The following is a 25,413-nucleotide window of genomic DNA, read 5'->3' as shown; positions in this document are numbered from 1 at the left end:
GGCACCGGCACCGCCACAACGACCGAAGCGATCCCCTTCCGAAAGGACCCCCGATGCAACGCAAGCTCGCAAGAAAGCGCATACCGATCGCGGTGGCCGCCATCGGCGCCCTCGCCCTCGCCTCGTGCTCCGACGGCGGCGGAGGCAGCGACGAACCGCTCGAATCCCTCGACATCATGGCGCCGTTCTTCTCCCCCGTCCCGCCCGAGGAGGACGACCCGATCGACAAGGCGCTCAGCGACCTCGCCGGACTCGACCTCAGCGTCCAGTGGGTGCCCAACAGCGACTACGGCGCGAAGACCAACACCGTCCTCGCGGGCGACGACATCCCCGACGTCATGGTCATCCAGGGCAAGGACCAGGCGTTCGTCCAGACCGCCGAAGCGGGCGGGTTCTGGGACCTCACCGAGGCGCTCGGCTCCGGCGACTACCCCAACCTCGTCACCGCCAACCCCGAGGTGCAGGAGGCCGCCAGCGTCAACGGCAAGGTCTACGGCATCTACCGCGCCCGCGACGTCATCCGCCACAGCGTCATCATCCGCCAGGACTGGCTGGACAACCTCGGCCTCGAACTGCCCGAGACCACCGACGACCTCTACGAGATCGCCCGCGCGTTCACCGAGGACGACCCGGACGGCAACGGCCAGAACGACACCTACGGCATGATCAACCCCGCGTGGGGCGGCATCGGCAACGGCAGCCCCTACGACGCCATCGAGGTGTGGCACGGGGCCGGGAACCTCTGGAGCGACCAGGGCGGCGAACTCGTCCCGGCCTTTACCACTCCTGAGTGGACGCAGGCGCTCCAGTACGAGCGCGACCTCGTCCAGAACGGCTACGTCAACCCCGACTACGCCACCATGGACCCCGCCACCTGGAACGAGCCGTTCCTCAACGGCAAGGGCGGCATCATCATCGACGTGCAGTCCCGCGCGGGCGAGCTCACCAAGCTCTTCAAGGAGCAGGACCCCGAGGGCTTCGACCAGTACGTCGCCCTCGCGGGCCAGCTCGCGGGCCCCAACGGCACCTTCGCGATGCCCACCGCCGGGTACTCCGGGTTCCTCGCGATCCCCCGCTCCGGCGTCCAGACCGAAGAGCAGCTCGCGCAGGTCCTCACCGCCCTCAACGAGCTGAACTCGACCGAGGCGCAGAACCTCATGAACCACGGCATCGAAGGCGACAACTACACCGTCGAAGACGGCGGCGTCGTCTTCGACCCGGCCAAGCAGGACTTCACCGACCAGGTGACCGGCGCGTGGGCGCAGCTCGGCATGAACGTCGCCGGGTACAACGCCCACCCGATCAAGCAGGGCTCCGAGTTCGAAGCCGCGCTCTTCCAGCGCCGCCTCGACCTCCAGGCCGAAGACCTGCCGAACGCGGTCTACAACCCGGCGTCCGGCATCGTCTCCCCCACGTACACCACCAGCGGCGCGCAGCTCGACACGATCATCGCCGACGCCCGCATCCAGTACATCGCCGGCCAGATCGACGAGGCCGGGCTGCAGGCCGCCATCGACACGTGGCGCTCCAGCGGCGGCGACGACGTCGTCCAGGAAGTCAACGACCTCCTCTAGAGCAGTACCGATCCCCCTGTGCGGGAACGGCGCCGCGCGGCGCCGTTCCCGCACTCCGAACCCCCCGAGGAGACCGCCGACATGACACTCCTAGCGGCCCGGCGCGAGCCGCCGCCCGCCCCGGCGCGGACGCGCAGCCGCCCCGCGCGCCTCGTGCGCGACATCGCGCGCTACCGCTGGCTGTTCTTCCTGATGCTGCCCGGCCTGCTGTACTTCGCGCTGTTCCGCTTCTGGCCCATGTGGGGCGCGCGGATCGCGTTCAAGAACTACATTCCGTTCCTCGGCATCGACGGCAGCGAATGGGTCGGCCTGGCCCACTTCCGGGAGTTCCTGTCGAACCCCGACTTCGCGCGGCTGCTGGAGAACACGCTCATCGTCGCCGGGCTCAGCCTGTTCATCGCGTTCCCGCTCACCATCGTGCTCGCCCTGCTGCTCAACGAACTGCGGCTCCAGGTGCTCAAGCGGACCGTGCAGACCCTCGTCTACATCCCGCACTTCCTGTCGTGGACCGTGGTCGTCTCCATCACCGCGCTGCTGTTCGCGATCGGGACCGGCCCCTTGTGGACGTTCTTCTCGTGGATCTCCGGCACCGACGCGAACATGCTCGCCGACCCCGACTGGTTCCGGCCGCTCATCCTCATGCAGGAGGTCTGGAAGAACACCGGCTGGGGCACCATCATCTTCCTGGCCGCCCTCGCGGGCGTCGACCAGGAGCAGTACGAGGCCGCGATCATCGACGGCGCCGGGCGCTGGCAGCGGGTCTGGCACATCACGATCCCCTCGATCATGCCCACGATCGTCGTCCTGCTCATCCTCCACACCGGGCAGATCCTCAACACCGGGTTCGAGCAGATCTACCTGATGTCCAACTCCCTCAACCGGACCGTGGCCGACGTGTTCGACACCTACGTGTACTTCGCGGGCATCGAGCAGGGCGCGTACAGCTACGCCACGGCCGTGGGCCTGTTCAAGGCCATCGTCGGGCTCGTGCTCATCTTCGGCACCAACTGGCTCGCCAAGCGCTTCAACCAGCAGGGGATCTTCTGATGTCCGCCACCTCCACGCACAAGCGGTTCAACACCCGCGCCGGACGGGCCTTCGACGTCCTCAACGTCGCCCTGCTCACCGGCGTCGGCCTGCTCGCCGTCCTGCCGTTCGTGTACGTGCTCGCCGGATCGTTCGCCACCGAACTGGAGATCACGACCCGGCCGTTCTTCCTGTGGCCCAACGACTTCACGACGACCTCGTACGAGTCGATCCTGTCTTCGGACGTGATCCTGCGGGCGTTCGTCACCACCGTGGTGGTCACCGTCGTGGGCACGCTGATCCAGCTCGCGCTCACGGTGCTCATGGCCTACCCGCTGTCGAAAGTAGACCTTCCCGGACGGCGGACCGTGCTCAGCCTGGTCGTCTTCACCATGGTCTTCAGCGCCGGGCTCATCCCCACGTTCCTCGTCGTCAAGGACCTCGGCCTCCTCGACTCGTACTGGGCGCTCGTCCTGCCCGCCGCGATCAACCCGTTCAGCCTCATCATCATCAAGAACTTCTTCCAGCAGCTCCCCAACGAGCTCGAGGAGTCCGCAAAGATCGACGGGGCGAACGAACTCCAGATCCTGCGGCACGTCGTCGTCCCGCTGTCGAAACCCGTGCTCGCGACGTTCGCCCTGTTCTACGCCGTCGGCATCTGGAACGACTACCTCTCGCCGCTCCTCTACCTCAGCGACACGGGCAAGTGGACGCTCCAGATGATCCTGCGGCAGGTCACCGCCGCCGCGTCCCTCTCGGCCGACGAACTCAACTCCGACGTGCCGCCGCCCGCCCAGGGCATCAAGTTCGCCGTCGTCATCATCGCCACCATCCCCGTGCTCCTGGCGTATCCGTTCCTCCAGAAGCACTTCGCAAAAGGCATGCTCATCGGAAGCGTGAAAGGCTGACCATGATCCACCTCGCAGGCGACTCCACCCTCGCCCCCACCGACGACGGCGCGACCTCCGGCCACGCGGAGCTGCCGCTCCTCGGCTGGGGCGACGAACTCGCCGCGTTCCTCACCGAGCCGGTCGTCAACCGCGCCTTCGGCGGCGCGACCACGCGCAGCTTCCGCGAACAGGGCAACTGGAAGCTCGTCACCGACGCGCTCCAGCCCGGCGACACCGTCGTCTTCGGATTCGGCCACAACGACCAGAAGGAACCCGAGACCCTCGCCGCCGAAGGCGGCTACCGGGAGCGGCTCACCGCCTTCATCGAAGAGGTCCGCGCCGCCGGCGCGCGGCCCGTGCTCACCACCAGCGTCGAACGGCGCATGTTCGACGCCGAAGGGGCCCTGCGGTACTCGCACGGCCCGTACCCGGCCGAGGTCCGCCGTCTCGGGCACGACCTCGACGTCCCGGTCATCGACCTCAATGTGTTCACCCGCTGGCTCTACACGTGGCTCGGCGAAGGCGAATCGGCATCGCTCTTCGTCCACGGCGCCGCCGCCGACCGGGACATCGAGGTCAGCGCCGACCTCAAGAAGGACAACACCCACTACACGACCGCCGGAGCCGCCGCCGTGGCCCGCTTCGTCGCCCAGGCGCTCCTGGCACTCAATGGCGAAGGCAGCGGCGACGTCCCGGCGGGACTGGAGATGGTCCGCAAGTGACCCCGTACCGCAACCCGCTCGCCGCGCCTTCGGACCTCGACGGCTGGATCGCCGAAGGCCCCGTCGGCGCGGCGCACCGGGACGGCGGCCTGGTGCTCGCCAGCACCGCGAACGAGACCGCGCTGGCCGCCGCCGGGCGCGGCGACCACGCGCACTTCACGTACTGGTGCCCGGAGGTCTTCCCGGCGGACGTCGAGATCTCCTGGGACTTCAAGCCGATCGGCGGCGAAGGCCTCGCGATGCTCTTCTTCGCCGCCACGGGGACCGGCGGGCGCGACCTCCTCGACCCGTCGCTCGCGCCGCGCACCGGCTACTACCCGCAGTACCACTCGGGTGACATCGCGACCTTGCACGTCTCGTACCTGCGCCGCAAGTGGCCGACCGAGCGCCGGTTCCGCACGTGCAACCTCCGCAAGAGCCCCGGCTTCCAGCTCGTCGCACAGGGCGCGGACCCGCTGCCCGGGCCGGAGGACGCCGACGGGCACTACCGGGTCAGCGTCCGCAAGCTCGGCGCTGAGGTGCGCTTCGCGATCGACGAGCTGGAGCTGTTCGCCTTTCATGACCCGGAGCCGCTGGGAGCCGGAAGGATCGGCTTCCGCCAGATGTCACCGCTCAAGGCCCACTACCGCAACCTGGAAGTCAAGGAGCTGTCGTGACCACTGTCGACATTCCTCTGCGCTGGCTCGACGACGCCGCGCCAGACCTCACCCTCGGCGGCGTCACCTGCGGCGTGCCACTGGTGGCGGGAGCCGTCACCGACCCGGGCCGATTGGCGGTCCTCAACGAAGCGGGCAATACGGTGCCCGCCCAGACCTGGCCGCTCGCGACCTGGCCGGACGGCAGCGTGAAGTGGGCAGGAATCGCCCTCGCCGCCGACCACGAACCCGCCAACGGATACCGAGTCGTCAACGCCGCCAATACTTCCGATGCGGCTTTCGCCTCCGCCTCGACTGCAGTGTCACACCCCTCGGGCACCATTGATTCGGGGGCAGCTCAATCGCAACACGCCCGACCCCGGGTGACGGTGACCGCCGACGCCGCTGGCACCGCCCACACCGGCCTCACCGTCGACACCGGCGCCTGCCGCGTCCTCATTCCCGGCACCGGCCCCGACCTCATCGGCTCCATCGAGATCCAAGGCACCGAGGTCGCCTCATCCGGCCGCCTCGTCTCCAGCCGCCAGTCCCGCCCCGAGCCCGCCGCGCCCGACCGGATCGAGGCCACCGGCCACGTCACCGGCCGCGCCGTCGAACAGGCCGGCCCGCTGCGCGCCGTCGTGCGCCTCACCGGCATCCACCGCGACACGACCGGCCGCGAATGGCTGCCGTTCACCGTGCGCCTGATCTTCGCCGCCGGGGCCCCGACCTTCCGGCTCGTGCACTCCTTCGTCTGGGACGGCGACCCCGAGCGCGACTTCCTCACCTCGCTCGGCCTCGCCTTCACCGTGCCGCTCCGCGCGGCCCCGCACGACCGGCACGTCCGCATCGCCGGAGCCGAAGGCGGCTTCCTGCGCGAAGCCGTGCGCGGCCTCACCGGCCTCCGCCGCGACCCCGGACCCGAAGTGCGCGCCGCGCAGCTCGACGGCAGGGCCACACCGCCGCCGCCCGAGTGGGCCGCAGACGTCGAACGCCTCTCCAAGTGGATCCCCACCTGGGCCGACTACTCACTGCGCCAGCTGAACGCCAACGGCTTCACCCTCCACAAGCGAACGACTGCCGACCGGCCGTGGATCGACATCGCCCAGGGCACCCGCTCGGACGGCCTCGCGTACCTCGGCGACCCCTCCGGCGGACTCGCCGTCGGCCTCACCGGCTTCTGGCAGTCGCACCCGACCGGCCTCGACATCCGCTCGGCCGACACCGAAGCCGCCACCCTCACCAGCTGGCTCTGGTCCCCCGACGCCGCCCCCATGGACCTGCGGTTCTACCACGACGGCCTCGGCCAGGAGGACTACGCCGACCAGCTCGACGCCCTCGAGATCACCTACGAGGACTACGAACCCGGCTTCGGCACCGCCCACGGCATCGGCCGCACCCACGAACTCACCGTGACACCGTTCGCCGCGACACCGCCCGTCGAGGAACTGGCCCGCATCGCACGCGGCACCGCCGTCCGGCCGCAGCTCGTGCCCGCACCCGAAGCGCTGCACGCCGCCCGCGTCCTCGGCGACTGGGACCTCCCCGACCGCACCGGCGGACGCGCCGCCCTCGAAGACCGGCTCGACTTCCTCCTCGACTTCTATGTGGACCAAGTCGACCAGCGCTCCTGGTACGGGTTCTGGAACTTCGGCGACGTCATGCACGCCTACGACGCCGACCGCCACACCTGGCGCTACGACATCGGCGGCTACGCGTGGGACAACTCCGAGCTCTCCCCCGACCTGTGGCTCTGGACCTCGTTCCTGCGCACCGGCAGAGCCGACGTCTTCCGCCTCGCCGAGCGCATGACCCGCCACACCGGGGACGTGGACGTCTACCACGCCGGCCCCTGGCGAGGCCTGGGCACCCGCCACAATGTGCAGCACTGGGGTTGCAGCGCAAAGCAACTGCGCATCTCGACACCCGCCTACCGCCGCTGCCACTACTTCCTCACCGGGGACGAGCACACCCGCGACCTGATGCTGGAGCTGCGCGACTCCGACGCCACGTTCCTCGCCCTCGACCCCACCCGCAAGGTCCGCGCCGACGCCGCCACCTACAAGCCCGAGCGCCGCGCGCTCGCCGTGGGCCTCGGCACCGACTGGAGCGCGCTGGCCGCGACCTGGTTGGCGGACTGGGAGATCACCGGCAATGAGCACTCGCTCGACCGTCTCATAGGGACGATGCGCGACATCGGCTCGCTCCCCCGCGGCTTCTTTACCGGCGAGGCGCTCTACGACCTCGACACGGGCCGCTTCGACACGGCCCGCGACCGCGTCAACGTCTCGCACCTCTCGGCCGTGTTCGGCCTGGTCGAGGTCTGCAGCGAACTCGTGGCGCTCATCGACGCCGGGCAGGTCGACGCGCCTGGATTCCGCGAGGCCTGGCTCCAGTACTGTCGCCTCTACCTCGCCTCGCCGGAAGAGCAGCGGGCCGAGCTCGGCGAAGCGCCCTCGGGCATCCACCTCGAGCAGGCCCACTCCCGGCTCACGGCCTACGCCGCCGACCGGACCGGCAGCGCCACCCTCGCCGACCACGCCTGGCGGGCCTACTTCGCCGGAGGCGAGTTCATGGGAGAGGAGGCGTTCCAGGCGGTCCGCATCCTCCCGCCCCATGTGCTCTCCCCAGTGGACGAAGCCCGCACCCTCTCCACCAACGACGCCGCCCAGTGCGGCCTCGCCACGATCCAGAACCTCGCCCTCATCGGCCACAGGCTCGCCGAGTCCGGATAGCGAGCGGCCCGCCGCGAGCGCCAGGTGCGGTGCTCGCGGCGGGCCGGGTTCGCGCCGGTCAGACGCCGGTCAGCTCGTTCGCCGGGCTGGGAAGCTCCGCCTCGGCGGCGACCGTGCCGGAGGCGAGGTCGACGGCGAAGATCTTCGAGGTCGCCGGCTCGGTCACGTAGACCGTGCCGCCGCGCACGAAGACCGTCGGACGGGCCTCCTGCCACTCGATCGGCTCCTCCCACGCGCCGACGACCGGGATCGACTGTGTGACCGCCGCTCCGGCCATGTCGATGACGTGGAGCGCGCCGTCGGTGCCGAGCACCAGGCCCTCGCCCTGCGGGCCGCGGGCCAGCGAGCGGAAGCTGTAGCTGGTGCCCAGGTCGAGCAGCGTCATCTCGGCAGTCTCGGTGTTGATGATCGAGATCCGTTCGGGGCGTTCCAGTTCGGCCTCAGGGTCGACCTTGTAGTCGCCGAGGACGTACGGCGAGTCCTCGTGCCCGCGCGTGTTGCCGGTGCGGCCGTACTCGTCGGCGCTGGCGATCTTGGTGAACGCCCCGTCGCGGTAGACCAGGACGCCGTTCTCGCAGCCGAGGACGATCGTCTCGTTCGCGGCGGCCGACTCCCCGTGCACGCCCGGGCATTCCTCGCTGCGGGCGATCTCGTTGCGTTCGGCGTCGAGCACCAGTGCGCCGCTGCGGGTCTCCTCGTTGCCGAGGGTCACCACCAGCTCGCCGTTCGCCAGCTCGACCGCGACGCCGTGGTGCGGTTCGGCGGTGGTGTAGGTCTCGGCCTCGGGCAGGCCGTCGCCGAGGTCCTGCGGGTCGAAGAGCGTGACTTCGCCGCTGCCGTCGGCGAAGAGCACGGTCGTGCCCGCGTGGTCGACCACGTGGCCGGGTTCGGCGGCGGCGAACTCGTCTTCGGAGAGTGCCGCGGCGGTCGCGTCCAGGACGCGGAAGCCGGTCGAAGTCGAGACGAGGACGTGCTGCCCGTCGCCCGCGGCGTTGATCCGGTTGAAGCCCTCCAAGGGGATGTCCTGCTTGACTTCGAGGGTGTTGCCGTCGAGTACGTAGAGGCCGCCGTCGTACGTGACGACCACGGGGTCGGCGACCTCGATGGCCGGTCGGTCGTCTTCGGAGGACTCCTCGGCCGGCCCGCCGCATGCGGCGAGTACGAGGCCGGTGGCGAGGAGGGTGGGCACCCATAGTGTGCGGGTTCTCATGTGCATCCTTATTTCTCGGGGATTGACGGGAAGGGCGTCGGTCATTGCGGCGCGAGCGCTTCGGCGATCGCCTCGGCGTTGCTCGCGGCCATCTCGAGGTAGGTCCCGGCGCCTTGGCCGGGCTCGGAGAGCGATTCGGTGAACAGCGGGATGATCGCGATGTCGAGGCCGGTCTCCTCGGCCATGGCCTCGATGAGCCGTTCGGGCTGCGAGGAGTCCGCGAACACCACGGGCACGCCGGAGGCGGCGACGGCGTCGGCCAGGGACTTCAGGTCGGAGCTGCTGGGCGAGGCCAGCGTGGTCCCGCTCGGGATGACCGCGCCGATGACCTCGAAGTCGTAGCGCTGCGCCAGGTAGCCGAAGACGTGGTGGTTGGTGACGAGCTTGCGGTGCTCGGCGGGGATGCGGCCGAACTGCTCGGCAGTGGTCGCGTGCACCTGGTCGACCTGCGCCCGGTAGGCCTCGGCGCTGGCCCTGACCTCGTCGGCGTCGATGCCCGGGACGTGCTCGACCACCTGCTCGGCGATGATGTCGACGGCCTCGCCGACACGCACGGGGTCCGTCCAGAAGTGAGGGTCGGGCTGCCCGGCGGACTCGTCGGAGGTGTAGTCGATCGGGTCGACCAGCTCGCCCACGGCGAGGTCGGGCACGCCTGCGGCGACGGCCGCCTCGACGTGGCTGAGCACGCCCTCTTCGAGTCCGAGGCCGTTGTGCACCAGGAGCGCCGCCTGTTCGAGGGAGGCCGCCTGCTGAGCGGAGACGCCGAAGGAGTGCGGGTCGGCCCCGGCCTCCATGAGCACCGTGACCTCGGTCTGGTCGCCGACGACGTTGCGGACGAGGTCGCCGAGGATGTTGGTGGTGACGACGATGCCGGACCGATCGGAACCGCTTGCGGTGCAGGCGGAGGCGACGGCGAGGAGTGGGAGCGACACCAGTGCGCGTCGCGTGAGTGCGGCTACCATCCGGTCTCCACCATGGTGTCGGGCCGGAAGTCGAGGTCGAAGGTGCGGGCCAGGCGCAGGTCGTCGCGGTAGTCGATCTCGTGGACGGCCGTGCCGGTCGGGTCGTTGACGTAGGCGCGGGCCGTGTCGACCTGGATCGTCGGCGTGTCGCCTTCGCTGATCTGCATCAGCTCGGTCTGCGCGAGTTCGCCGCCCGTGGCGGGGTCGTAGGAGCGCAGCACGCCGTCTTGCGCGAGCACGAGGACCGGCGCGTCCTCGCCGGTCGCGGCGAGCGCGACCGGTTCGGGGGTGTCGAGCGCGGTCCATTGGCGCGCTTTGACATCGAGGACGAGCACGCCGCCGGATGCGGCGCGCGCGGCGAGCACCGGGGTGCCGGGGCGGTGGTGGAAGCCGCCTTCGACGCCGTCGCCTTCGGGGTACGGGATCTTCTCCGCCGTCAGCTCGCCTTCGCCGGTGATGAGCAGCGCGCCGTCGTCGCACGCGAAGACCGCGCCGCGGCTGGTGACCGCGGGCGAACGGGCCCCGGCGCAGGGCTCGGCCAGCTCGGTCTCGGCCGTGCCGTCGCGGCCGAGCACCTGGACAGCGCCGTCGGCGACGGCGAGGAGCCGCTTGTCGTACGGGAGCGCGACCTCCGCGGTGAGGTCGGCGGTCGGCTCGATCTCGCCCGCTTCGAGGGCTGCGCGGTCGAGCGGCATAGCGCCGTCTGCGCCGTTCATGACCGTGACGGCCGGGTCGCCGACCGGGGCGAAGCCGGTGCCGTCGAGTTCGCCGAGGTCGCTCGGGTCGGTCTTGTAATAGTGCACGTGGTCGCCGTGGTCGACGGTCCAGACGCCGCTGTCGACGACATGCGTTCCGGTTGCGCCCGTGAGGTAGACGAAGCGGCCGTCGGAGGCCGCCTGCTGCGGCGCGTCGACTCGGGCGAGCGCGGCGGGCTCCTCGGTGACCGGGTCGAAGAGGTAGACGTCCCCTGTGGAGGCTTCGGCGATGACGAGCCGCCATTGCGCTTCAGCGGCCTCTTCGGCGCCTTCGACGTAGCCGTGCGGGGTGGGCGAGGGCTCGGCGGCCGGTTCGTCGGCTCCGGCGGAGCAGCCCGCGAGGAGCGCGCATCCGCTGAGCGCGGCCACCGCTCGGGTTCTGGTGGACCGGGGCATTCAGTGTCCTTTCAGGGGGGGAGGGTCGGAACGGGAACCGGTCGCGCGCCAGCGCGGCCAGTGCGGAGGCGAAGAAGCAGGCGACGGCGAGCGCGGCGATGGTGGCTCCGGCGGCCGTCCCGTAGTGCCAGGAGATGAGGAGTCCGCCTGCGGTCGCGGCGGCGCCGAGGAGGGTCGCGCCGGCCATGATCACGGGGATCCGGTTGGCCCACAGGGTCATCGCCGCTGGCGGGGCGATGAGGAGGCCGAAGACGAGGAGGGTGCCGACGACGTGGAAGGACGCGGTGATGGCGAGGGTGAGGAGGGCGATCATGAGGGCTTGGGCGAGGCCGGGGCGCATGCCGAGGGTGGCGGCTTTGCGGCGGTCGAAGGCGAGGGCGGTGAAGGCCCGGTGGCAGGCGACGGTGAGGGCGAGTGCGACTGCGAGCGCGGCGGCGAGGACGAGGAGGTCGGCCGGTTTGACGGCGAGGACGTCGCCGAAGAGGAAGGCGGTGAGGTCGACGGCGAAGGACTGGGAGCGGGAGACGATGATGACGCCCACTGCGAGCATGCCGACGAAGAGGAGGCCGATGCCGGTGTCGTGGGTGAGGCGGCGGTTGCGGGTGAGGGCGGTGACGCCGAGGGCCATGGCGAGGGCGCTGAGGGCAGCGCCGATGAGGAGGTTGCCGCCGAGGAGTGCGGCGACGGCGACGCCGGGCATCATGCCGTGCGACATGGCGTCGCTCATGAAGGCCATGCCGCGCAGGACGACCCAGGTTCCGGCGAGTCCGCATATGGCCGAGACGAGCAGGCCGCCCCAGAGGGCGCGGGCCACGAATCCGACTTCGAAGGGGTTGGTCAACCATTCCACGGCGTGAACTATAGTGATAATCATTTGCAATAACAAATGAGATTCGGAGTGATCCACGACATGTCGAACGTGATCGAACTTGATGGCGCGACCGCACGCCATGGAGCGACAGTCGTGTTGCACAACGTGACCGTCGCGATCCCGAGGCGTCGCACGACCGCCCTCACCGGGCACAACGGCTCAGGCAAGTCGACGCTGCTGGGCGTGCTGTCCGGGACGCACCCGCTGGCGTCGGGGACGCTGCGGCGCACGTACGCGGGCCGCGCGGCGCTCGTGGTGCAGCGCAGCGAGGTCTCCGACGCGCTGCCGGTGACCGTGCGGCAGACCGTGTCCATGGGCCGGTGGGCGCACCGCGGGGCATGGCGAAGGCTCACCCGGGAGGACCGGGCGATCGTTGACCAGTGCATGGACCGGCTCGGCGTGGCCGACCTCGCCGACCGGCGGCTGGGCACCCTCTCGGGCGGGCAGCGCCAGCGGGTCCTCCTGGCGCAGGGGATCGCGCAGCAGGCGGAGCTGCTCCTCCTCGACGAGCCGACGACCGGGCTCGACGCCGAGGCCAAGACGGTCATCGCCGCCATCCTTGCCGAGGAGCGCGAGCGGGGCGTCACCGTGGTGCACGCGACCCACGACCCCGAGGACGCGGCTGAAGCGGACCACCGCATCGCGCTGGCGAACGGGCGGCTCGCGGAGTTAGCGGGAGGCGCCGCCCGTGGCTGCCGGGTCGGTCACCGCGCGCGTGAGCATGTGCGCTTCGCTCATGCGCCCGTCGGGTGCGAATCGGCCGAAGAAGTGCACGACGGTGGCGAAGTCCTTGCCGCGCTGAGAGGTGTGCATGGTGTAGCGGGCGGCGATGCGGTCGCCGTCCGCGACGGCTTCGTGGACTTCCATGCGGATCGTGGGCCGGTTCTTGCGGACGGGCCGGGTGTGGTCGATGAGCTTCTGCCGGTCGATGCGGTGCCCGTCGGCGACCTGGACGATGTCGGGGGTGTGGAAGCGGTCGACGACCAGGGCCGCGTCCTCGTCGCTGCCGAGCAGTTCGCGGGTGAGCGAGGTGTAGAAGTCGGCGATGAACTGTCCGGGGTCGGTGCTGTCGAGCGGCCTCATGGTTCTCCGTTCCGATGGTGCTGCCGCCCAGGCGGTCTCGGGGCGGTGCCACCAGCATGCCGTGCGAAGGGGGCGTCGGCGTCGATCAACAGTCGACGGTTTCGGATACCCCGAGGGGGTTATCCGGGTTCCGGTGTACGACTTCCGGCGTAGTGGGTCAGTTCGCGTCGAGTGCGGCTCGGAGCTGGTCGAGCCATTCGGCTCCGAGGTCGCGGCCGCCCGGGAGCTGGTCGTCCTTGTCCCAGCGCCACGTGATGATCATGGCGAGCATGAGCATGCGGCACTGGTGCAGGAGTTCGAGGTCGGCGCCCGGGTAGTGCTCGGCGAGGGCGTCGGGGGCGTGGGCGAGGTCGAATTCGACGGGGCCGTAGCAACAGGTCTCGAAGTCGATGAAGAGCGGGCCGTGCTCGGTGGCGAGGAGGTTGCCGGGGTGCGGTTCGCCGTGGAGCAGTTGGTCTTTGCCGCTCTCGGCGGTTGCACGCCGGAGGCGTTCGAGGGTGTCGGCGAGGAGGGCGCGTTCCGGTTCGGGGAGGTCGGGGCTGATGCGGCGGTCGGCGAGGATCTGCTGCGCTTCGTCGACCCTGTCGGTGAAGTGGGGCGCGGCGATGTCGATGGTTCGCATGCCCGTGTGGAGTTTTCCGAGCGCGCGGGCGTACTCGGCGGGCGGGATGGACTCGGCGGAGACGGGCTCGTAGTGGGTCCAGAAGGTGATGTTGCAGCCGTCGCGGGTGTGGACGCGCGGCTCGATCCGAGGGTCGAGCGCGGCGACCGGGCAGTCGGCCTCGGCGAGCCGCTGCGCGATGTCGATCTCGAACTGCACGGCACGGTGTTCGAGGGGTGCGACGCGGGCGACCGTGTCGCAGGGCATGAGCCGCAGCGTGAGCTTGTTGGAGTCGTTCAGGACGACCGCGTCGTCGGCGCGGAGGCCGAAGGACTCGGCGACCGCCTTAGCGGCGGCCACCGCCCGTTCGCGCGCCGCGGTCTCCATCGTCGCCCCTTTCGTCTGCGGCCCAGTCTCCTTCGGTCGCGCCGCGACGGCAATCGGTTTTCCCGGGCGTCAGACGATGTCGAACTCGTTCCCTTCGGGGTCCTTCATGGCGGCGGCGTAATGGCCGGAGTCCGGGTCGTCGTTGATGCGCTGCAGGGTGGCTCCGGCCTTGACGAGGCGTTCCACGGTCGCGGTGACCCGCTCCTTGCGGACGTCGCGGGGGACGCCGCGTCCGCCGCCGACCTTCAGGTCGAAGTGCCAGCGGTTCTTGCTCGTCTTCGGCTCCGGGACCTGCTGGAACCACACTCTGGGGCCGCGACCGGCGGGGTCGACGAGCGAATCGCAGACGTCGCCCCCGTCGGGCGGCAGCTCGTCGTCCGGTACGCCCACGGACACCCAGTAGGCGCGCCAGGTGGCGTGGCCCTCGGGCGGAGGCTCGGGCTCATAGCCCAGCGCCTCCGCCCAGAAGGCCACCATTCGCTGCGGGTCGGCGCAGTCGATCGTCACTTGCAGGTCCATCTCCATGGCCCGAGCATCCCAGACGGGTACGACATCGACCCGCGCTCGCGGCTAATGCCCCCGCGTCACGGTGACGATGCCGGAGGTGTTCCCGGCGTTGTCGGTGGCGCGGGCCTCGACGGTGTCGAACGGGCGGACCCGGATCGCCTTGTCGTAGGTGGTCCAGGCGCCGCCGTTGACGCGGTATTCGATGGAGGCGACGCCCGAGCCGTCGTCGGTCGCCTCGAACGTCACGCGGTTCCGGTTCCACGCGTAGGCGAGTTCGGGCGCGGTCGTGTCGGCCTCGGGGACGAGGTAGGCGGCCGTGCCCTGAGCGGTCGTGCGGGTGGTGTCCTCCAGGAGCCAGCGTGTGCCCTGGCCGGGTTCGACGAGGTGGAGGGAGGTACCGGATTCGGCGCGGCCGTCCAGGGCCAGCGCGCGGCCGTTGGCGGCGTTCACGAGGGTGCCGTCGTAGAGGTTGGCCGCGGTGGCGGTGTCCGGGACGAAGGCCCATCGCTGGGCGGGGTCGTCGGGGTCGGGTGCGAGCCCGGCGTAAGCGGTCTCGGTGTCGGAGAGGGCGGTGAGGACGCCGCTGCCGTCGGCGGCGTTGACCGTGTACGTCCCGTCGGCGTAGTCGAGGTCCCAGACGCCGCCGCCCCATTTGGCCCAGACGACCATGTCGCGTTCGGGGTGATCGGGGTCGCCGGCGTACTGGTCGATCTGGAACTCGGTGCCGAGGCTGTCGGTGGCGATGCGGAAGGCGTCGGTGTCGAAGTCGACGTCCTCGGCGGTCTCGCGTTCGGGCAGCTGGGGCGGTTCGGTGTAGTCGCCGTGGTGGACGTCGGGTCCGGGGATGTCCCATGGTGACGGCAGGGTGAGGTCGGCGGGGTAGACCTTGGCGAAGAACGCGTAGGCCTCGGGGTCGTACTCCTTGAGTTCGGCCCTGGTGTTGATGGGGCTGCGGACGCCGTCGGTCCAGTCGGGCTTCTCGGCCATGTTGTCGAACCAGACGGTCGAGAGGGTCGCGAAGTACTCGTCGATGTTGCCGATGGCGTAGGTGTTGGGCCAGCGGCCGGTGTTGTAGGCGTTCTCGTAGACGGCGTAGAGCTCGTCCGAGAGGGCCTTGTCGTCCTGGGTCTCGATGCCGACGAGGCGGACGGCGTGGCCGAACTCGTGGATCAGGATGTTCTCGTTGGTGTAGCGGGTGTTGAGGAAGTCGTTCTCGTTTCCTCTGGTGCGCAGGACGTTGCGTTCGGAGATGGAGGAGACGCAGTTGTTCCACTCGCTGCCGCCGTAGCCTTCGACGTCGTACATCTCGGGGTCGTAGCCGCCGCGGTGCTCGGGGACGAGGTAGGCGTTCTCGCGGGCGGCGTACACGGCGAGGGAGCAGCCGTAGTCGGCCATCGTGTCGGCGATGCCGTTGTCGTCGCGGCCGAGCTGGACGTCGACCTGTGTGGCGGCGAGGTCGAGGGTGGCGGGGTCGACGCGGGGTCCGGCCTTGATGTCGATGCCTGTGGCGGTGGTGACGTGCTGCGTGTAGTAGTCGAGGACCGGGACGCCGGTGTAGGCGGCGTCTTTGGCGGTCTTGCCTTGGGCGTCTTGGATGTTCGAGCCGGTGACGGTGAGGGTGAGCGGCTGGTCCGGGTCGATCGTGCCGGTGTAGGCGACGCTGGAGAGGTGGAGGTCGTCGGGGAGGCGCGCCATGCTGTTGGCGGCGGTGGCCGCGATCTGCTTGTTGTCCTTGTCGAAGAAGATGGTGTCGGTGGGGCCGGTGGCGGGTTTGGCCTGGAGTTCGATCGACTTGTCGCCATTGTGGAGGGTGAGGTTGGCGGGGCTGACGGCGGCCTCTTCGTCGACGTAGCGGTCCCAGTAGATCTCGAGGAAGCGGCCTTCGTTGATGACGCGGACTTCGGTGATCTGGGGGCCGTCGTAGGCGGGGTCGGCGGTGACGGTGCCGTCCGGGCTGACGGGAATCGCGGTCTCGGCCGCGAGGGCCGGACTGGATCCGATGAGGACGGCGGTGAGGGACAGGGCGGCGATGGCCGCCCTTCCGTGGTTTGCCTTGAGCGCCTTCATTTTCCACGCTCCTTGCCGGGGGTTGCGGGATGTCGCTGCACGGGGGCGGCCTTTCGGATGGGTGGTCGTCACGAGCCCAGTGGTATGTGACACGTGATATATCACTCAGTAGTATGTAACATATTACTGAGGCTGTGTAAACCCGGCGCGGTCACCGGACCGGCCGGGTCAGGCCGCCCGCCGCCGCATCCGCGGATCCTCGGAAGGGTTGGCGTACATGGGAGGCGGGCCGTGCTCGACCGCCTCCGGCCGCAGCTCGTAGTGCCACGGCTCGTTGCGGTAGATCCGGCAGAGCCCGTAGGCGGCCCCGCGCTCCGACAGCCACGCCGCGGCCGTGGGCGGACCGATGTCGACCGCGTGCCCGGCGACGTGCGCCGAAGTCTCCGGAGTGGACACCCAGCGGGAGGCGGCCTCCTCCGAGCCGTACTCGGCGACCGCCTCGCGGCGCAGCTGCCGCTGGTACTCCGGGGAACGCCAGCCGCTGTTGACGTAGAGGACGACGCCCTCGCGCGCGGCGTCGGCGGCGGCCAGCCGCAGCGCGGCGAGGAGAGCCGGATCGAGGTTGGCGACGCCCGCGACCGCGTCGTCGAAGACCGTCGTCCGGTACGGGACCGCCCCGTCCGCGACGCCGAGAGCGCCCCGGTCGCGGACGCGCAGGAGCCGGTAGCCGAGAGCCCGGGCGAGCGCCGCGAGCAGGGCCAGCGCGCTGGCGGCGAGGCTCCGGCGCAGGCGGGTCATGGTGCGAGGTGCGAGGCTGTGGGTCATGCGCCCAGTACAGGCCCGGCGGTGTTGTGAGCGCGTTAGCGGTTTTCGATATGCCCGCGATAGGCGCGGGTCCGTAGCATCGTGGGCATTATGCGTGTGCTGATCGTCGAGGACGAACCCTATCTGGCAGAGGCCATCCGCGACGGGCTCCGGTTGGAGGCCATCGCCGCCGACATCGCCGGGGACGGCGACGCCGCCCTGGAGCTGCTGAGCGTGAACGCCTACGACATCGCGGTGCTCGACCGCGACATCCCCGGGCCTTCGGGCGACGAGGTCGCCGAGCACATCGTGGCGTCGGGCACCGGCATGCCGATCCTGATGCTCACTGCGGCGGACCGGCTCGACGACAAGGCTTCCGGGTTCGAGCTGGGCGCGGACGACTACCTCACGAAGCCGTTCGCGCTCAAGGAACTCGTGCTCCGGCTCAGGGCGCTCGACCGCAGGCGGGCGCACCACCGGCCGCCGGTGCGGGAACTCGCGGGGCTGCGCCTCGACCCGTTCCGGCGGGAGGTCTTCCGGGACGGGAAGTACGTGGCGCTCACGAGGAAGCAGTTCGCGGTGCTGGAGGTCCTGGTCGCGGCCGAGGGCGGGGTGGTGAGCGCCGAGGACCTGCTGGAGCGGGCGTGGGACGAGCACGCCGACCCGTTCACGAACGCCGTGCGCATCACGGTCTCGGCGCTGCGCAAGCGGCTCGGCGAGCCGTGGGTGATCGCCACGGTGCCGGGGGTCGGGTACCGGATCGAAGTCGCGCGTGGATAGGCGGCCCGGGCCGAGCGTCCGGCTCAAGCTCACCGTCAGCTATGCCGCGCTCCTGCTCATCGTGGGAGTGCTGGTGCTCGCGGTCATCTGGCTGTTCCTGCTGCGCTATGTGCCGCGCGAAGCGATCACCCTCGGCGAGCCGTGCGAGCCGGGCACGGGTGGCCGGTGTCCGCCCACGTTCTTCGTCCCCGGCCGCATGGACCTGTGGCGCGCCTTCGCTCCGAAGGCGGCGATCCTGATGGCCTTCCTGCTGGTCATCGGGCTCGTCGGCGGCTGGCTGCTCGCGGGCCGGATGCTGAAGCCGCTCAACCAGATCGCCGCGGCGACCCGTGTCGCCGCGCGCGGGGAGCTCGCGCACCGGATCCGGATGCCGGGCCGCCGCGACGAGTTCCGCGAGCTGGCCGACGCGTTCGACTCGATGCTGGAGCAGCTCGAGGCGCATGTGGGCGAGCACCAGCGGTTCGCCGCCAACGCCTCACACGAGCTGCGGACTCCGCTGGCGACGATGCAGACGCTGCTCGACGTGGCCGGGCGCGACCCCGCGCCGGGTTCGGAGGAGCTGATCGAGCGACTGCATTTCGTGAACGCCAGGGCGATCGACCTCACCGAGGCGCTGCTGCTGCTCAGCCGCAGCGGCCAGCGCGCGTTCACCCGCGAGCCGGTGGACCTGTCGCTCGTCGCCGAGGAGGCCGCCGAGACGCTGCTCCCCCTCGCGGAGCGGCGCGGCGTCGACGTCCGCGTGTCGGGCAAGGTCGCCACGGCGGCCGGCTCTCCGGCGCTGCTGCTGCAGGTGGCGGTGAACTTGCTGCACAACGCGATCGTGCACAACGTCACCGAGGACGGCGTGGTGTGGATCGAGTCCGCATCCGACCCTGACGGCGTGACCCTGACGGTCGAGAACACCGGGGCGAGGCTCACGCCGCATCTGGTGGCGACGCTGACCGAGCCGTTCCAGCGCGGAGCGCGGCGGGTCCGCAGCGACCACGCGGGGGTCGGGCTCGGCCTGGCGATCGTCGACAACGTGGTCCGCGCCCACGACGGCAGGCTCACTCTCACGGCCCGCGCAGAGGGCGGCCTACGCGTGGAGGTCCGCCTGCCGGCGGCCGAATCCGCGTAGCGACTGTGCACGTGTCCGATTCCGCGACACGCGGGGACGGTCGGCCCGTGCTCCCGCGCGGAGGCCGTGGAGGACCGCAAACTGTTCTGTGGCAAGGAACAGCACTGCACAGAAGGAGACTCCATGAGCCAGAACGACTACCGTGCGAAGATGCGCAGCCGGTTCGCGACCTTCGACGTCGACGGCGACGGCGAGGTCACCGCCGCCGACTTCGAGGCGATGGCCCGCCGCGTCATCGAGGAGTTCGCGATCCCCGAGGGCTCGCCGAAGGCGTCGGCCATCCTCGAAGGGGCACAGCGGTTCTTCGTCGGGCTGGCCGAGGCCACCGACGCCGACGGGTCGGGTTCGATCAGCGAGGGCGAGTTCATCGAGGGCGCCGAGGTGCGGCTGCTCGACAACCCCGAAGGGTTCGACGCGATCGCGCGCCCCTGGGTCCAGAGCGTCATCGCGATCGCCGACGTCGACGGCGACGGCAGCGTCTCGGTCGAGGAGTGGGCCAGGGCGCTCCAGGCCATGGGCTCGAACACGCGGGTCGTCGAGAAGGAACTCCAGTCGGTCGACCGCGACGGCGACGGCAGCATCACCCTCGAGGAGGCCATGGCGGCCGTGACCGAGTACTACACCCGTGAGCAGTCCATCGACCTGATCGCGAACGCGTAAGCGCCGATCGCCGCGACGGGCGGTCCCCCGTGTCATCCGCGAGGGACCGCCCGCACCGAAAACGGACACACGGGACACACCGGGCGACCTCGAGAAGGCCGCCGCGCCGCGCGGATGCCGATATGGTGTGGCCGTGAACGTGGTCATCATGAAGAGCGAGAACGGCACTTACACAGGTGCCCAGGGCGGTCGGTTCTCCGCGGGGGTCTCCCGGGAGTCGGTGGGGTCGCAGCGGTTGTGCCTCCACCGGGTGTTCATCGAGGCGCACACCGAGACGGTCCCCCACATGCACGACGGCCACGAGTCGGCGATCTACGTCCTCGCGGGCCGCCACCAGATCCGCTACGGCGACGAGCTCGAGCACCTCGCCGACCTCGAGCCCGGCGACATGGTCTACATCCCGCCGGGCGTCCTCCACCAGCCCGTCGTCGGCGACGAGGACGTCACCGCCCTCGTCGCCCGGACCGACCCGGCCGAACAGGAGTCCCTGCGCCTCCACGCCCCCGACCGGGAGCCGGCGCTCAGGGGCGCCTAGGCGACGGGGAAGTCGAAGTACGTGTCCGGATAGGGCTCGTCCTTCAGGGTGTAGTGCCACCACTCGTACTGGTACGGGCGGAATCCGCAGGACTCCATGATGGACTTGAGGCGGCGGCGGTTGCGGGCCTCGGTCGCGGTGAGTCCGTCGAAGGCGTGGTGTGAGACCTCGTCCATGAGGTCGTAGCCGCCGCCCATCGGGGCCGGTTCGCCGGTGGCAGGGTCGCAGAGGGTCAGGTCGACGGTGCCGCCCCGGGAGTGGCCCGACCGGGCGATGACGTAGCCCTTCGCGAACATCTCGGACTTGTCGATGTTCGGGTAGTGGCGGGCCTTGGTCCGGCCGTCCTCGGGCTGCTCGGTCCATTCCCGGAAGCGGTCGACGGCGCGCTGCGGGCGGTAGGCGTCCCACACGAGCAGGCCGAAGCCGACCGCCGCCGCCTTCCCTTGGGCGGCGAGGAGGGCCGCGCACAGCGCGCGGGTGCCGACGACGCGGCCGTTCAGGTAGCCGTCGACCGGGGCGCCGGTGAAGTTGTCGGCGGTGGCGTACTTCGCGTCCCAGCGGATGCCGGGCACCAGTTCGTCCACGTAGGCGAAGTCATCCCGCAACGGCCGTTCCCTCCAGCGCCAGCGCGACCATCCGGTCGACCACCTCGGCGAGAGGCAGTCCCGAGGCCGCCATCATTCTCGGATAGCGGCTGTAGGAGGTCAAGCCGGGCATGGTGTTCACCTCGTTGAGGACGACCGTGCCGTCCGGTTTGAGGAACAGGTCCACGCGGGCCAGGCCCCGGCAGCCGAGGGCGCGGTAGACGGCCTTCGCGGTCTCGCGCACGAGCGCGCGCGAGTCGGAGGGGATGTCGGCGGGGACGATGAACGCGGCGTTCTCGGAGCCGGTCTCGGGCGCGTCCTCCTGGTGGATGCGGAAGAAGCCGTGGGAGAGCGCGACGCGGTCGACCTCCGAAGCGAAGAGCTCGCCGTTGCCGAGGACGGCGCAGCCGATCTCGCTGCCGTCGACGGCCGCTTCGATGAGGACCTTCGCGTCGTACCGCCTGGCGGTGGCGATCGCCTCGGCCAGGTCGGCTTCACGGGTCACCTTGGTGACGCCGAAGGAGGAGCCGGAGCGGGCGGGTTTGACGAAGACCGGGTACGGCAGCGGCTTCTCGGGTTTCTCGTCGGCGTCGAGGGTCCAGAAGTCGGGCACGGCGATCCCGGCCTCGCGCACGACGAGGTAGGTGAGGGTCTTGTCCATGCACAGCGCGGAGCTCTGGACGTCGCAGCCGACGTACGGGATGCCGGAGAGTTCGAGGAGGCCCTGGATCGCGCCGTCCTCGCCGAGTTTGCCGTGGAGCACGGGCAGGACGACGTCGAGGCGGATCGTCTCGCGCTCGTCGAGGACGAGCAGGCCGGGGCGGGTGCGGTCGGGCGAGATGACGGCCGGGCGGCCGTCCTCCCAACCGGGGCCGGGGCCGTCGCAGAGCCGCCACGCGCCGTCCTCGGTGATGCCGATCCAGTACGGCTCGTACTTGGCGGGGTCGAGGCTCTCGGCGACCTCCCGCGCCGATTTGACCGAGACGGGGTGCTCCTCGGAGCGGCCGCCGAAGACGATGCCGATCTGCAACTTAGCCATGCTGGTTCCTCTCTTCGAATCGCACGCAGTTCGCGATGGAGTTCGCGACGGTGTCGCTGAGCGCGTGGTCGGTGTAGTAGGCGGTGTGCGGGCTGATGATCACGTTGGGCAGCTGCTGGAGGCGCGGCAGCGGTTTGCCGTCGACGGGCGTGCCGCGCCGGTCGGTGTAGAACACGCCCTCCTCGCCTTCGAGCACGTCGAGGGCCGCGCCGCCGAGCCTGCCGTTCTCCAGGGCCGAGAGCAGGGCCTCGGTGTCGACGAGCGCGCCGCGCCCGGTGTTGACGACGTACGCGCCGCGACGCATCCGCGAGAGGCGCTCCCGGTCGAGGAGGTGGTGCGTACCGGCGTTGAGCGGGGTGTGGAGGGTGACGATGTCGCTGCGGCGCAGCAGGTCGTCGAGGGGCACGTACTCGGCGTCGGTCTTGGGGGTGTTGTCGTGGGCGAGGACGCGGGAGCCGAAGCCGCGCAGGCGGTCGATGACGGCCGCGCCGATGCGGCCGGTGCCGACGACGCCCACGGTCAGGTCCCGCAGTTCCCTGCCGCGCGTCTCGTGGAGCCGGTAGTCGTGGACTTCGGCGCGCAGGACCGTGGACTTCGCGTGGCGGACGGCCATCAGCATGAGCATCAGCGTGTAGTCGGCGACGCTGTCCGGGGAGTACGCGGTGTTGCCGACCTCGATGCCGAGGCTCCGCGCGTACTGGACGCTGATGTGGTTGTAGCCGATGCTCCTGGTCGAGACGTACGCGACGCCGGCGCGGGCGAGCGCGCGCAGCGCGGCCCCGGTGACGCGGGTCTTGTGGCCGATACTGACGCACCGGTTCCCCGCCGCGAGGTCCGCGTTGGCCTCGCTCAACGGTGCGGCGGTGAGGGAGAGGGCGACGCCGAAGGACGCCGCCCGCTCGCGGAACAGCGCCGCCTCGTCCTCGCCGCACCCGTAGGCCGTGATGCCGACCGGTTCACTCTTGAGCATGCGAGGAGTCAACGGGACGCGGCGTTACAGGAGCGTATGGCGTTTTCGATACGCCCGCGATAGGCCGGGCCGCCTTGACTGTGCGCATGAACCGAGACACTGACAGGGGGCGCGCATGATCCCGCTCAGCCTCCGCGAGATCGCCGCGATCACGGGCGGCACGACCTCCGGCGAGGACGTCGAGGTGACCGCCCCGGCGGTACTCGACGGACGCTTGGCCGAGCCGGGCGGGCTCTTCGTCGCGTTCGACGGCGAGCACGCCGACGGCCACGACTACGCCGGACAGGCCGGGAACGCCGGGGCCGTGGCCGTCCTCGGGTCGCGGCCGACGAAGCTGCCCACGGTCGTCGTCGCCGATGCGCAGGCGGCGCTGCAGACCCTTGCGGCGCATGTGATCGCGCGGCTCCGCGACGGCCTCACGGTCGTCGGCGTCACCGGCTCACAGGGCAAGACCAGCACCAAGGACCTGGTCGGGGCCGTGCTCGCGAGCAGCGCGCCGACGATCGCCACGGCCGGGTCGATGAACAACGAGCTCGGGGTGCCGGTGACGATGCTCCGCGCCGACGCCGGGACCCGTTGCCTCGCTTTGGAGATGGGGGCGCGCCGGGTCGGCGACATCGCGTTGCTCGCGGCGCTGGTGCCGCCCGATGTCGCGGTGGTGCTCAACGTCGGCCAGGCGCACTTGAGCTACTTCGGCACGCGCGAGGCGATCGCCGAGGCGAAGGGAGAACTGGTGCGGGGCTTGGCGCCCGACGGGACAGCGGTGCTCAACGCCGACGACCCCGCCGTGACGGCGATGCGCTCGCTCACCGACGGCCCGGTCCTGACGTTCGGCCGCGCTCGGGAAGCGGACGTGCGGGTGGTCGACCTGGAGCTGGACCGGCTCGGCCGACCGGCGTTCACGCTGCGGACCGCCGGGGGCTCGGCGCGGGTCGCGCTGCCGTTCATCGGGGCGCACCAGGCGCTCAACGCGGCCGCCGCGGTGGCGGCGGGGCTGGCCGCGGGCGTCCCGCTCGATGCGGCCGCCGCCGCGCTGGCCGACGCTTCCCTCTCGAAGGGGCGCATGGAGTTGCGTGATCTCCCGAGCGGGATCACACTGCTCGACGACTCCTACAACGCCAACCCGGACTCGGGCCGCGCCGCCTTGGACGCGCTCGCCTCGTTCGAGGGCGGACGGCGCATCGCCGTCCTCGGCGACATGGCGGAGCTGGGGGACGCGAGCGAGGCCGAGCACGTCGCGCTCGGCCGGTACGCCGGCGCGAAGGCGGACATGGTGCTGGCGGTCGGCGGCTTGTCGCAACTGATCGCCGCCGGGGCGAGGCAGCATGCCGAGGCGCGGGCCGACGTGGCGGACGCGGTCGACGGGACGACCCGGCCGGTCGCCGCCGGGGTTGGCGCTCAAACGATCGCGTTGGCGGACAACGCGGCGGCGATCGACTGGCTGCGCGCCCATCTCGCCCCCGGCGACGTCGTCCTGGTCAAGGCCTCCCGAGAGGCCCGCCTCGACGAGGTCGCCGACGCGATCGCCGCAAGCGTCTAGCGGGGATGTCACACCCGTCCGCCATCATGGATGCCGGGGGCGCTCAGATCCGGACACACCCGACCCCGGGGGCCGGTCAAGCCACCTGGCGGACTCGCACTCGTCGCTCTGCGCCGCAAGGAAAGCGACGCTCAGCGTGAGGCTTCGAGCTCCGCCTTCGCCTCGGCGGCGGCCCCCGCCTGCGCCTTCGTGACGGCTTCGCGGATCTTGGCGGCGAGGGCGAGGCGGCCGTCGTCGAAGAGGGCGGTGCGCATGAAGGTGAACGCGCGCAGCCGACCGTAGCGGTCCACTGTGGCGCGGCAGAGGCCGCCGGTGGAGTACGCCTCATGGCGGTGGGCGTCGCCGCCGCCCTTGCCGGAGCCGATCTCGGGGAAGTCGTCGTGGCGGCCGAGTTCCTTGGCGCGGATCCAGCGCTGCTTCTCGGCCTCGACCCAGGCGCGGACGAGGCACGTGGCGAGGGTCTTGACACCCATCCGCTCGGCCCCGCGGTGGAGTTCGAGCGCATGGAGGCCGCCGTCGAGGCGGAGCGTCACGGAGACGGCGTGCTGGCGGTCGGTGCCGGTGAACTCGAGGCCGGGTTCGACGATGGTCTCGGCCGCTTCGAGGAAGTCCGGGTGGAGTTTGGCGACTTCGCGGATGACGAGGTGCTGGGCGGTGAGGACCTGCCTGACGCTCATGCCCCCGCTCGACGCACCGTCCACAAGAGCGAGGATCACGCGCCTGGTGCCGCCCGCGTACTGCGGATGGCGCTCGCCCGTCCGCTTGATCAGGTCGTACACCTCCTCCCGGGAAGGGTACAGGCCGCAGTGGTGCGCGATCGCGGTCTCGAAGACGCGTTCGACCGTCGCGTGGTACGCGAGCCGCTCCTTCTCCGGAAGCTCCCGGTAGGCGATGCGGGCCTCGCGGCTGCCGGTGCGGATGTACGAGACGAGCGCCCCCGGGCCGGGCACTGGTGCGGTCATGGGGGTCCTTGTCCTGGGCGGGTCACCGAAACCCGCCCAGTGTACAAATCCGCTGCTAATC

The 25,413-nt window shown here is 70.6% G+C and carries 24 protein-coding genes and 1 pseudogene; 12 read left to right on the top strand and 13 right to left on the bottom strand.

What is annotated here, in order from left to right; genetic code table 11:
* Window positions 1-53 precede the first annotated feature (53 nt).
* The 6 genes from ACGGCP_RS13955 (at window position 54) to ACGGCP_RS13930 (ending at window position 7,582) form a co-directional block, all read left to right on the top strand.
* A complete protein-coding gene (locus ACGGCP_RS13955) occupies window positions 54-1,574 on the top strand; it encodes an extracellular solute-binding protein (protein ID WP_392965717.1) in 1,521 nt (506 codons plus the stop codon).
* Window positions 1,575-1,655: 81 nt separating this feature from the next.
* On the top strand, window positions 1,656-2,621 hold the full coding sequence (locus ACGGCP_RS13950; protein ID WP_392965715.1) for an ABC transporter permease: 966 nt from the start codon (window positions 1,656-1,658) through the stop codon (window positions 2,619-2,621).
* A complete protein-coding gene (locus ACGGCP_RS13945) occupies window positions 2,621-3,508 on the top strand; it encodes a carbohydrate ABC transporter permease (protein ID WP_392965713.1) in 888 nt (295 codons plus the stop codon). Before ACGGCP_RS13950 ends, ACGGCP_RS13945 begins: the two co-directional genes overlap by 1 nt.
* A gap of 2 nt (window positions 3,509-3,510) precedes the next feature.
* Window positions 3,511-4,212 (top strand): rhamnogalacturonan acetylesterase, encoded by a 702-nt coding sequence (locus ACGGCP_RS13940; RefSeq protein ID WP_392965710.1) that lies wholly within the window; start codon window positions 3,511-3,513, stop codon window positions 4,210-4,212.
* Window positions 4,209-4,868: a DUF1961 family protein gene (locus ACGGCP_RS13935; protein WP_392965707.1), complete on the top strand. Its 660-nt coding sequence runs from the start codon at window positions 4,209-4,211 to the stop codon at window positions 4,866-4,868. Before ACGGCP_RS13940 ends, ACGGCP_RS13935 begins: the two co-directional genes overlap by 4 nt.
* The gene (locus tag ACGGCP_RS13930; RefSeq protein WP_392965706.1) at window positions 4,865-7,582 is read left to right on the top strand and encodes a Tat pathway signal sequence domain protein; all 2,718 of its coding nucleotides are present in this window, start codon (window positions 4,865-4,867) and stop codon (window positions 7,580-7,582) included. Before ACGGCP_RS13935 ends, ACGGCP_RS13930 begins: the two co-directional genes overlap by 4 nt.
* Before the next feature lie 58 nt (window positions 7,583-7,640).
* Here the strand turns inward: ACGGCP_RS13930 and aztD are convergent, their stop codons facing one another.
* Genes aztD through aztB form a run of 4 tightly spaced genes read right to left on the bottom strand, consistent with a single transcriptional unit; the run spans window position 7,641 to window position 11,755 of the window.
* A complete protein-coding gene (gene aztD / locus ACGGCP_RS13925; protein WP_392965703.1) occupies window positions 7,641-8,792 on the bottom strand; it encodes a zinc metallochaperone AztD in 1,152 nt (383 codons plus the stop codon).
* 41 nt (window positions 8,793-8,833) lie between these two features.
* Complete coding sequence (gene aztC / locus ACGGCP_RS13920; protein ID WP_392965700.1) at window positions 8,834-9,754, bottom strand: zinc ABC transporter substrate-binding protein AztC; 921 nt, start codon at window positions 9,752-9,754, stop codon at window positions 8,834-8,836.
* Window positions 9,748-10,878 (bottom strand): hypothetical protein, encoded by a 1,131-nt coding sequence (locus ACGGCP_RS13915; RefSeq protein ID WP_392965697.1) that lies wholly within the window; start codon window positions 10,876-10,878, stop codon window positions 9,748-9,750. Before ACGGCP_RS13915 ends, aztC begins: the two co-directional genes overlap by 7 nt.
* Complete coding sequence (gene aztB, locus ACGGCP_RS13910) at window positions 10,760-11,755, bottom strand: zinc ABC transporter permease AztB (RefSeq protein ID WP_392965695.1); 996 nt, start codon at window positions 11,753-11,755, stop codon at window positions 10,760-10,762. The genes ACGGCP_RS13915 and aztB overlap by 119 nt, the downstream gene beginning before the upstream one ends.
* Before the next feature lie 60 nt (window positions 11,756-11,815).
* Here aztB and aztA point away from each other — a divergent pair.
* A pseudogene (gene aztA / locus ACGGCP_RS13905) lies at window positions 11,816-12,442 on the top strand (zinc ABC transporter ATP-binding protein AztA); the annotation flags it as partial.
* A 3-nt stretch (window positions 12,443-12,445) separates the two neighbouring features.
* Here the strand turns inward: aztA and ACGGCP_RS13900 are convergent.
* The 5 genes from ACGGCP_RS13900 to ACGGCP_RS13880 all read right to left on the bottom strand — a co-directional run bounded on the left by ACGGCP_RS13900 (window position 12,446) and on the right by ACGGCP_RS13880 (window position 17,186).
* The gene (locus tag ACGGCP_RS13900) at window positions 12,446-12,859 is read right to left on the bottom strand and encodes a nuclear transport factor 2 family protein (protein WP_392965693.1); all 414 of its coding nucleotides are present in this window, start codon (window positions 12,857-12,859) and stop codon (window positions 12,446-12,448) included.
* 157 nt (window positions 12,860-13,016) lie between these two features.
* The gene (locus ACGGCP_RS13895) at window positions 13,017-13,847 is read right to left on the bottom strand and encodes a phosphotransferase enzyme family protein (protein ID WP_392965690.1); all 831 of its coding nucleotides are present in this window, start codon (window positions 13,845-13,847) and stop codon (window positions 13,017-13,019) included.
* A 69-nt stretch (window positions 13,848-13,916) separates the two neighbouring features.
* Window positions 13,917-14,372: a VOC family protein gene (locus ACGGCP_RS13890; protein ID WP_392965688.1), complete on the bottom strand. Its 456-nt coding sequence runs from the start codon at window positions 14,370-14,372 to the stop codon at window positions 13,917-13,919.
* Window positions 14,373-14,417: 45 nt separating this feature from the next.
* Window positions 14,418-16,421: an OmpL47-type beta-barrel domain-containing protein gene (locus tag ACGGCP_RS13885; RefSeq protein WP_392965686.1), complete on the bottom strand. Its 2,004-nt coding sequence runs from the start codon at window positions 16,419-16,421 to the stop codon at window positions 14,418-14,420.
* 168 nt (window positions 16,422-16,589) lie between these two features.
* On the bottom strand, window positions 16,590-17,186 hold the full coding sequence (locus tag ACGGCP_RS13880; protein ID WP_392965683.1) for a D-alanyl-D-alanine carboxypeptidase family protein: 597 nt from the start codon (window positions 17,184-17,186) through the stop codon (window positions 16,590-16,592).
* A gap of 90 nt (window positions 17,187-17,276) precedes the next feature.
* Here ACGGCP_RS13880 and ACGGCP_RS13875 point away from each other — a divergent pair, with 90 nt between their 5' ends.
* The 4 genes from ACGGCP_RS13875 (at window position 17,277) to ACGGCP_RS13860 (ending at window position 20,257) form a co-directional block, all read left to right on the top strand.
* Window positions 17,277-17,945 carry a response regulator transcription factor gene (locus ACGGCP_RS13875; protein ID WP_392965682.1) on the top strand — a complete coding sequence of 223 codons (669 nt, stop codon included), beginning with the start codon at window positions 17,277-17,279 and terminating at the stop codon, window positions 17,943-17,945.
* Window positions 17,938-19,062 (top strand): sensor histidine kinase, encoded by a 1,125-nt coding sequence (locus tag ACGGCP_RS13870; protein WP_392965679.1) that lies wholly within the window; start codon window positions 17,938-17,940, stop codon window positions 19,060-19,062. The genes ACGGCP_RS13875 and ACGGCP_RS13870 overlap by 8 nt, the downstream gene beginning before the upstream one ends.
* Window positions 19,063-19,185: 123 nt before the next feature.
* Window positions 19,186-19,722 (top strand): EF-hand domain-containing protein, encoded by a 537-nt coding sequence (locus ACGGCP_RS13865; RefSeq protein ID WP_392965677.1) that lies wholly within the window; start codon window positions 19,186-19,188, stop codon window positions 19,720-19,722.
* A 133-nt stretch (window positions 19,723-19,855) separates the two neighbouring features.
* Window positions 19,856-20,257 (top strand): cupin domain-containing protein, encoded by a 402-nt coding sequence (locus ACGGCP_RS13860; RefSeq protein WP_392965675.1) that lies wholly within the window; start codon window positions 19,856-19,858, stop codon window positions 20,255-20,257.
* Here ACGGCP_RS13860 and vanX read toward each other — a convergent pair.
* Genes vanX through ACGGCP_RS13845 form a run of 3 tightly spaced genes read right to left on the bottom strand, consistent with a single transcriptional unit; the run spans window position 20,254 to window position 22,850 of the window.
* Window positions 20,254-20,862, bottom strand: coding sequence for a D-Ala-D-Ala dipeptidase VanX (gene vanX / locus ACGGCP_RS13855; protein WP_392965672.1), 609 nt, complete (start codon window positions 20,860-20,862; stop codon window positions 20,254-20,256). The two genes, ACGGCP_RS13860 and vanX, sit on opposite strands and share 4 nt — an antisense overlap.
* The gene (vanA, locus tag ACGGCP_RS13850; RefSeq protein WP_392965669.1) at window positions 20,852-21,880 is read right to left on the bottom strand and encodes a D-alanine--(R)-lactate ligase; all 1,029 of its coding nucleotides are present in this window, start codon (window positions 21,878-21,880) and stop codon (window positions 20,852-20,854) included. Before vanA ends, vanX begins: the two co-directional genes overlap by 11 nt.
* Window positions 21,873-22,850, bottom strand: coding sequence for a D-isomer specific 2-hydroxyacid dehydrogenase family protein (locus ACGGCP_RS13845; protein ID WP_392965666.1), 978 nt, complete (start codon window positions 22,848-22,850; stop codon window positions 21,873-21,875). Before ACGGCP_RS13845 ends, vanA begins: the two co-directional genes overlap by 8 nt.
* Window positions 22,851-22,965: 115 nt before the next feature.
* Between ACGGCP_RS13845 and murF the strand changes: the two genes are divergently transcribed.
* A complete protein-coding gene (murF, locus tag ACGGCP_RS13840) occupies window positions 22,966-24,390 on the top strand; it encodes a UDP-N-acetylmuramoyl-tripeptide--D-alanyl-D-alanine ligase (protein WP_392965664.1) in 1,425 nt (474 codons plus the stop codon).
* A 131-nt stretch (window positions 24,391-24,521) separates the two neighbouring features.
* On the opposite strand, the gene ACGGCP_RS13835 is transcribed toward murF, so the two are convergent.
* Window positions 24,522-25,352, bottom strand: a complete 831-nt coding sequence (locus ACGGCP_RS13835; protein WP_392965662.1) for a hypothetical protein — start codon at window positions 25,350-25,352, stop codon at window positions 24,522-24,524.
* Between the last annotated feature and the right edge of the window lie 61 nt (window positions 25,353-25,413).

Origin of the sequence: Glycomyces sp. NPDC048151, assembly GCF_043202775.1 — a bacterium.
Lineage (GTDB): Bacteria > Actinomycetota > Actinomycetes > Mycobacteriales > Micromonosporaceae > Glycomyces.
The sequence above is the reverse complement of the archived record's forward strand: the minus strand, read 5'-3'. Positions and strand labels throughout refer to the sequence as shown.

Excerpts from the sequence above, each read along its gene's own strand:
- ACGGCP_RS13955 (WP_392965717.1), top strand. The coding sequence starts at position 54 with ATGCAACGCAAGCTCGCAAGAAAGCGCATACCGATCGCGGTGGCCGCC.
- ACGGCP_RS13890 (WP_392965688.1), bottom strand. The coding sequence starts at position 14,372 with ATGGAGATGGACCTGCAAGTGACGATCGACTGCGCCGACCCGCAGCGA.
- ACGGCP_RS13845 (WP_392965666.1), bottom strand. The coding sequence starts at position 22,850 with ATGCTCAAGAGTGAACCGGTCGGCATCACGGCCTACGGGTGCGGCGAG.
- ACGGCP_RS13875 (WP_392965682.1), top strand. The coding sequence starts at position 17,277 with ATGCGTGTGCTGATCGTCGAGGACGAACCCTATCTGGCAGAGGCCATC.
- murF (WP_392965664.1), top strand. The coding sequence starts at position 22,966 with ATGATCCCGCTCAGCCTCCGCGAGATCGCCGCGATCACGGGCGGCACG.
- aztD (WP_392965703.1), bottom strand. The coding sequence starts at position 8,792 with ATGAGAACCCGCACACTATGGGTGCCCACCCTCCTCGCCACCGGCCTC.
- ACGGCP_RS13880 (WP_392965683.1), bottom strand. The coding sequence starts at position 17,186 with ATGACCCACAGCCTCGCACCTCGCACCATGACCCGCCTGCGCCGGAGC.
- ACGGCP_RS13940 (WP_392965710.1), top strand. The coding sequence starts at position 3,511 with ATGATCCACCTCGCAGGCGACTCCACCCTCGCCCCCACCGACGACGGC.
- aztC (WP_392965700.1), bottom strand. The coding sequence starts at position 9,754 with ATGGTAGCCGCACTCACGCGACGCGCACTGGTGTCGCTCCCACTCCTC.
- ACGGCP_RS13865 (WP_392965677.1), top strand. The coding sequence starts at position 19,186 with ATGAGCCAGAACGACTACCGTGCGAAGATGCGCAGCCGGTTCGCGACC.
- ACGGCP_RS13895 (WP_392965690.1), bottom strand. The coding sequence starts at position 13,847 with ATGGAGACCGCGGCGCGCGAACGGGCGGTGGCCGCCGCTAAGGCGGTC.
- ACGGCP_RS13835 (WP_392965662.1), bottom strand. The coding sequence starts at position 25,352 with ATGACCGCACCAGTGCCCGGCCCGGGGGCGCTCGTCTCGTACATCCGC.
- ACGGCP_RS13900 (WP_392965693.1), bottom strand. The coding sequence starts at position 12,859 with ATGAGGCCGCTCGACAGCACCGACCCCGGACAGTTCATCGCCGACTTC.
- ACGGCP_RS13885 (WP_392965686.1), bottom strand. The coding sequence starts at position 16,421 with ATGAAGGCGCTCAAGGCAAACCACGGAAGGGCGGCCATCGCCGCCCTG.
- vanA (WP_392965669.1), bottom strand. The coding sequence starts at position 21,880 with ATGGCTAAGTTGCAGATCGGCATCGTCTTCGGCGGCCGCTCCGAGGAG.
- ACGGCP_RS13945 (WP_392965713.1), top strand. The coding sequence starts at position 2,621 with ATGTCCGCCACCTCCACGCACAAGCGGTTCAACACCCGCGCCGGACGG.
- ACGGCP_RS13950 (WP_392965715.1), top strand. The coding sequence starts at position 1,656 with ATGACACTCCTAGCGGCCCGGCGCGAGCCGCCGCCCGCCCCGGCGCGG.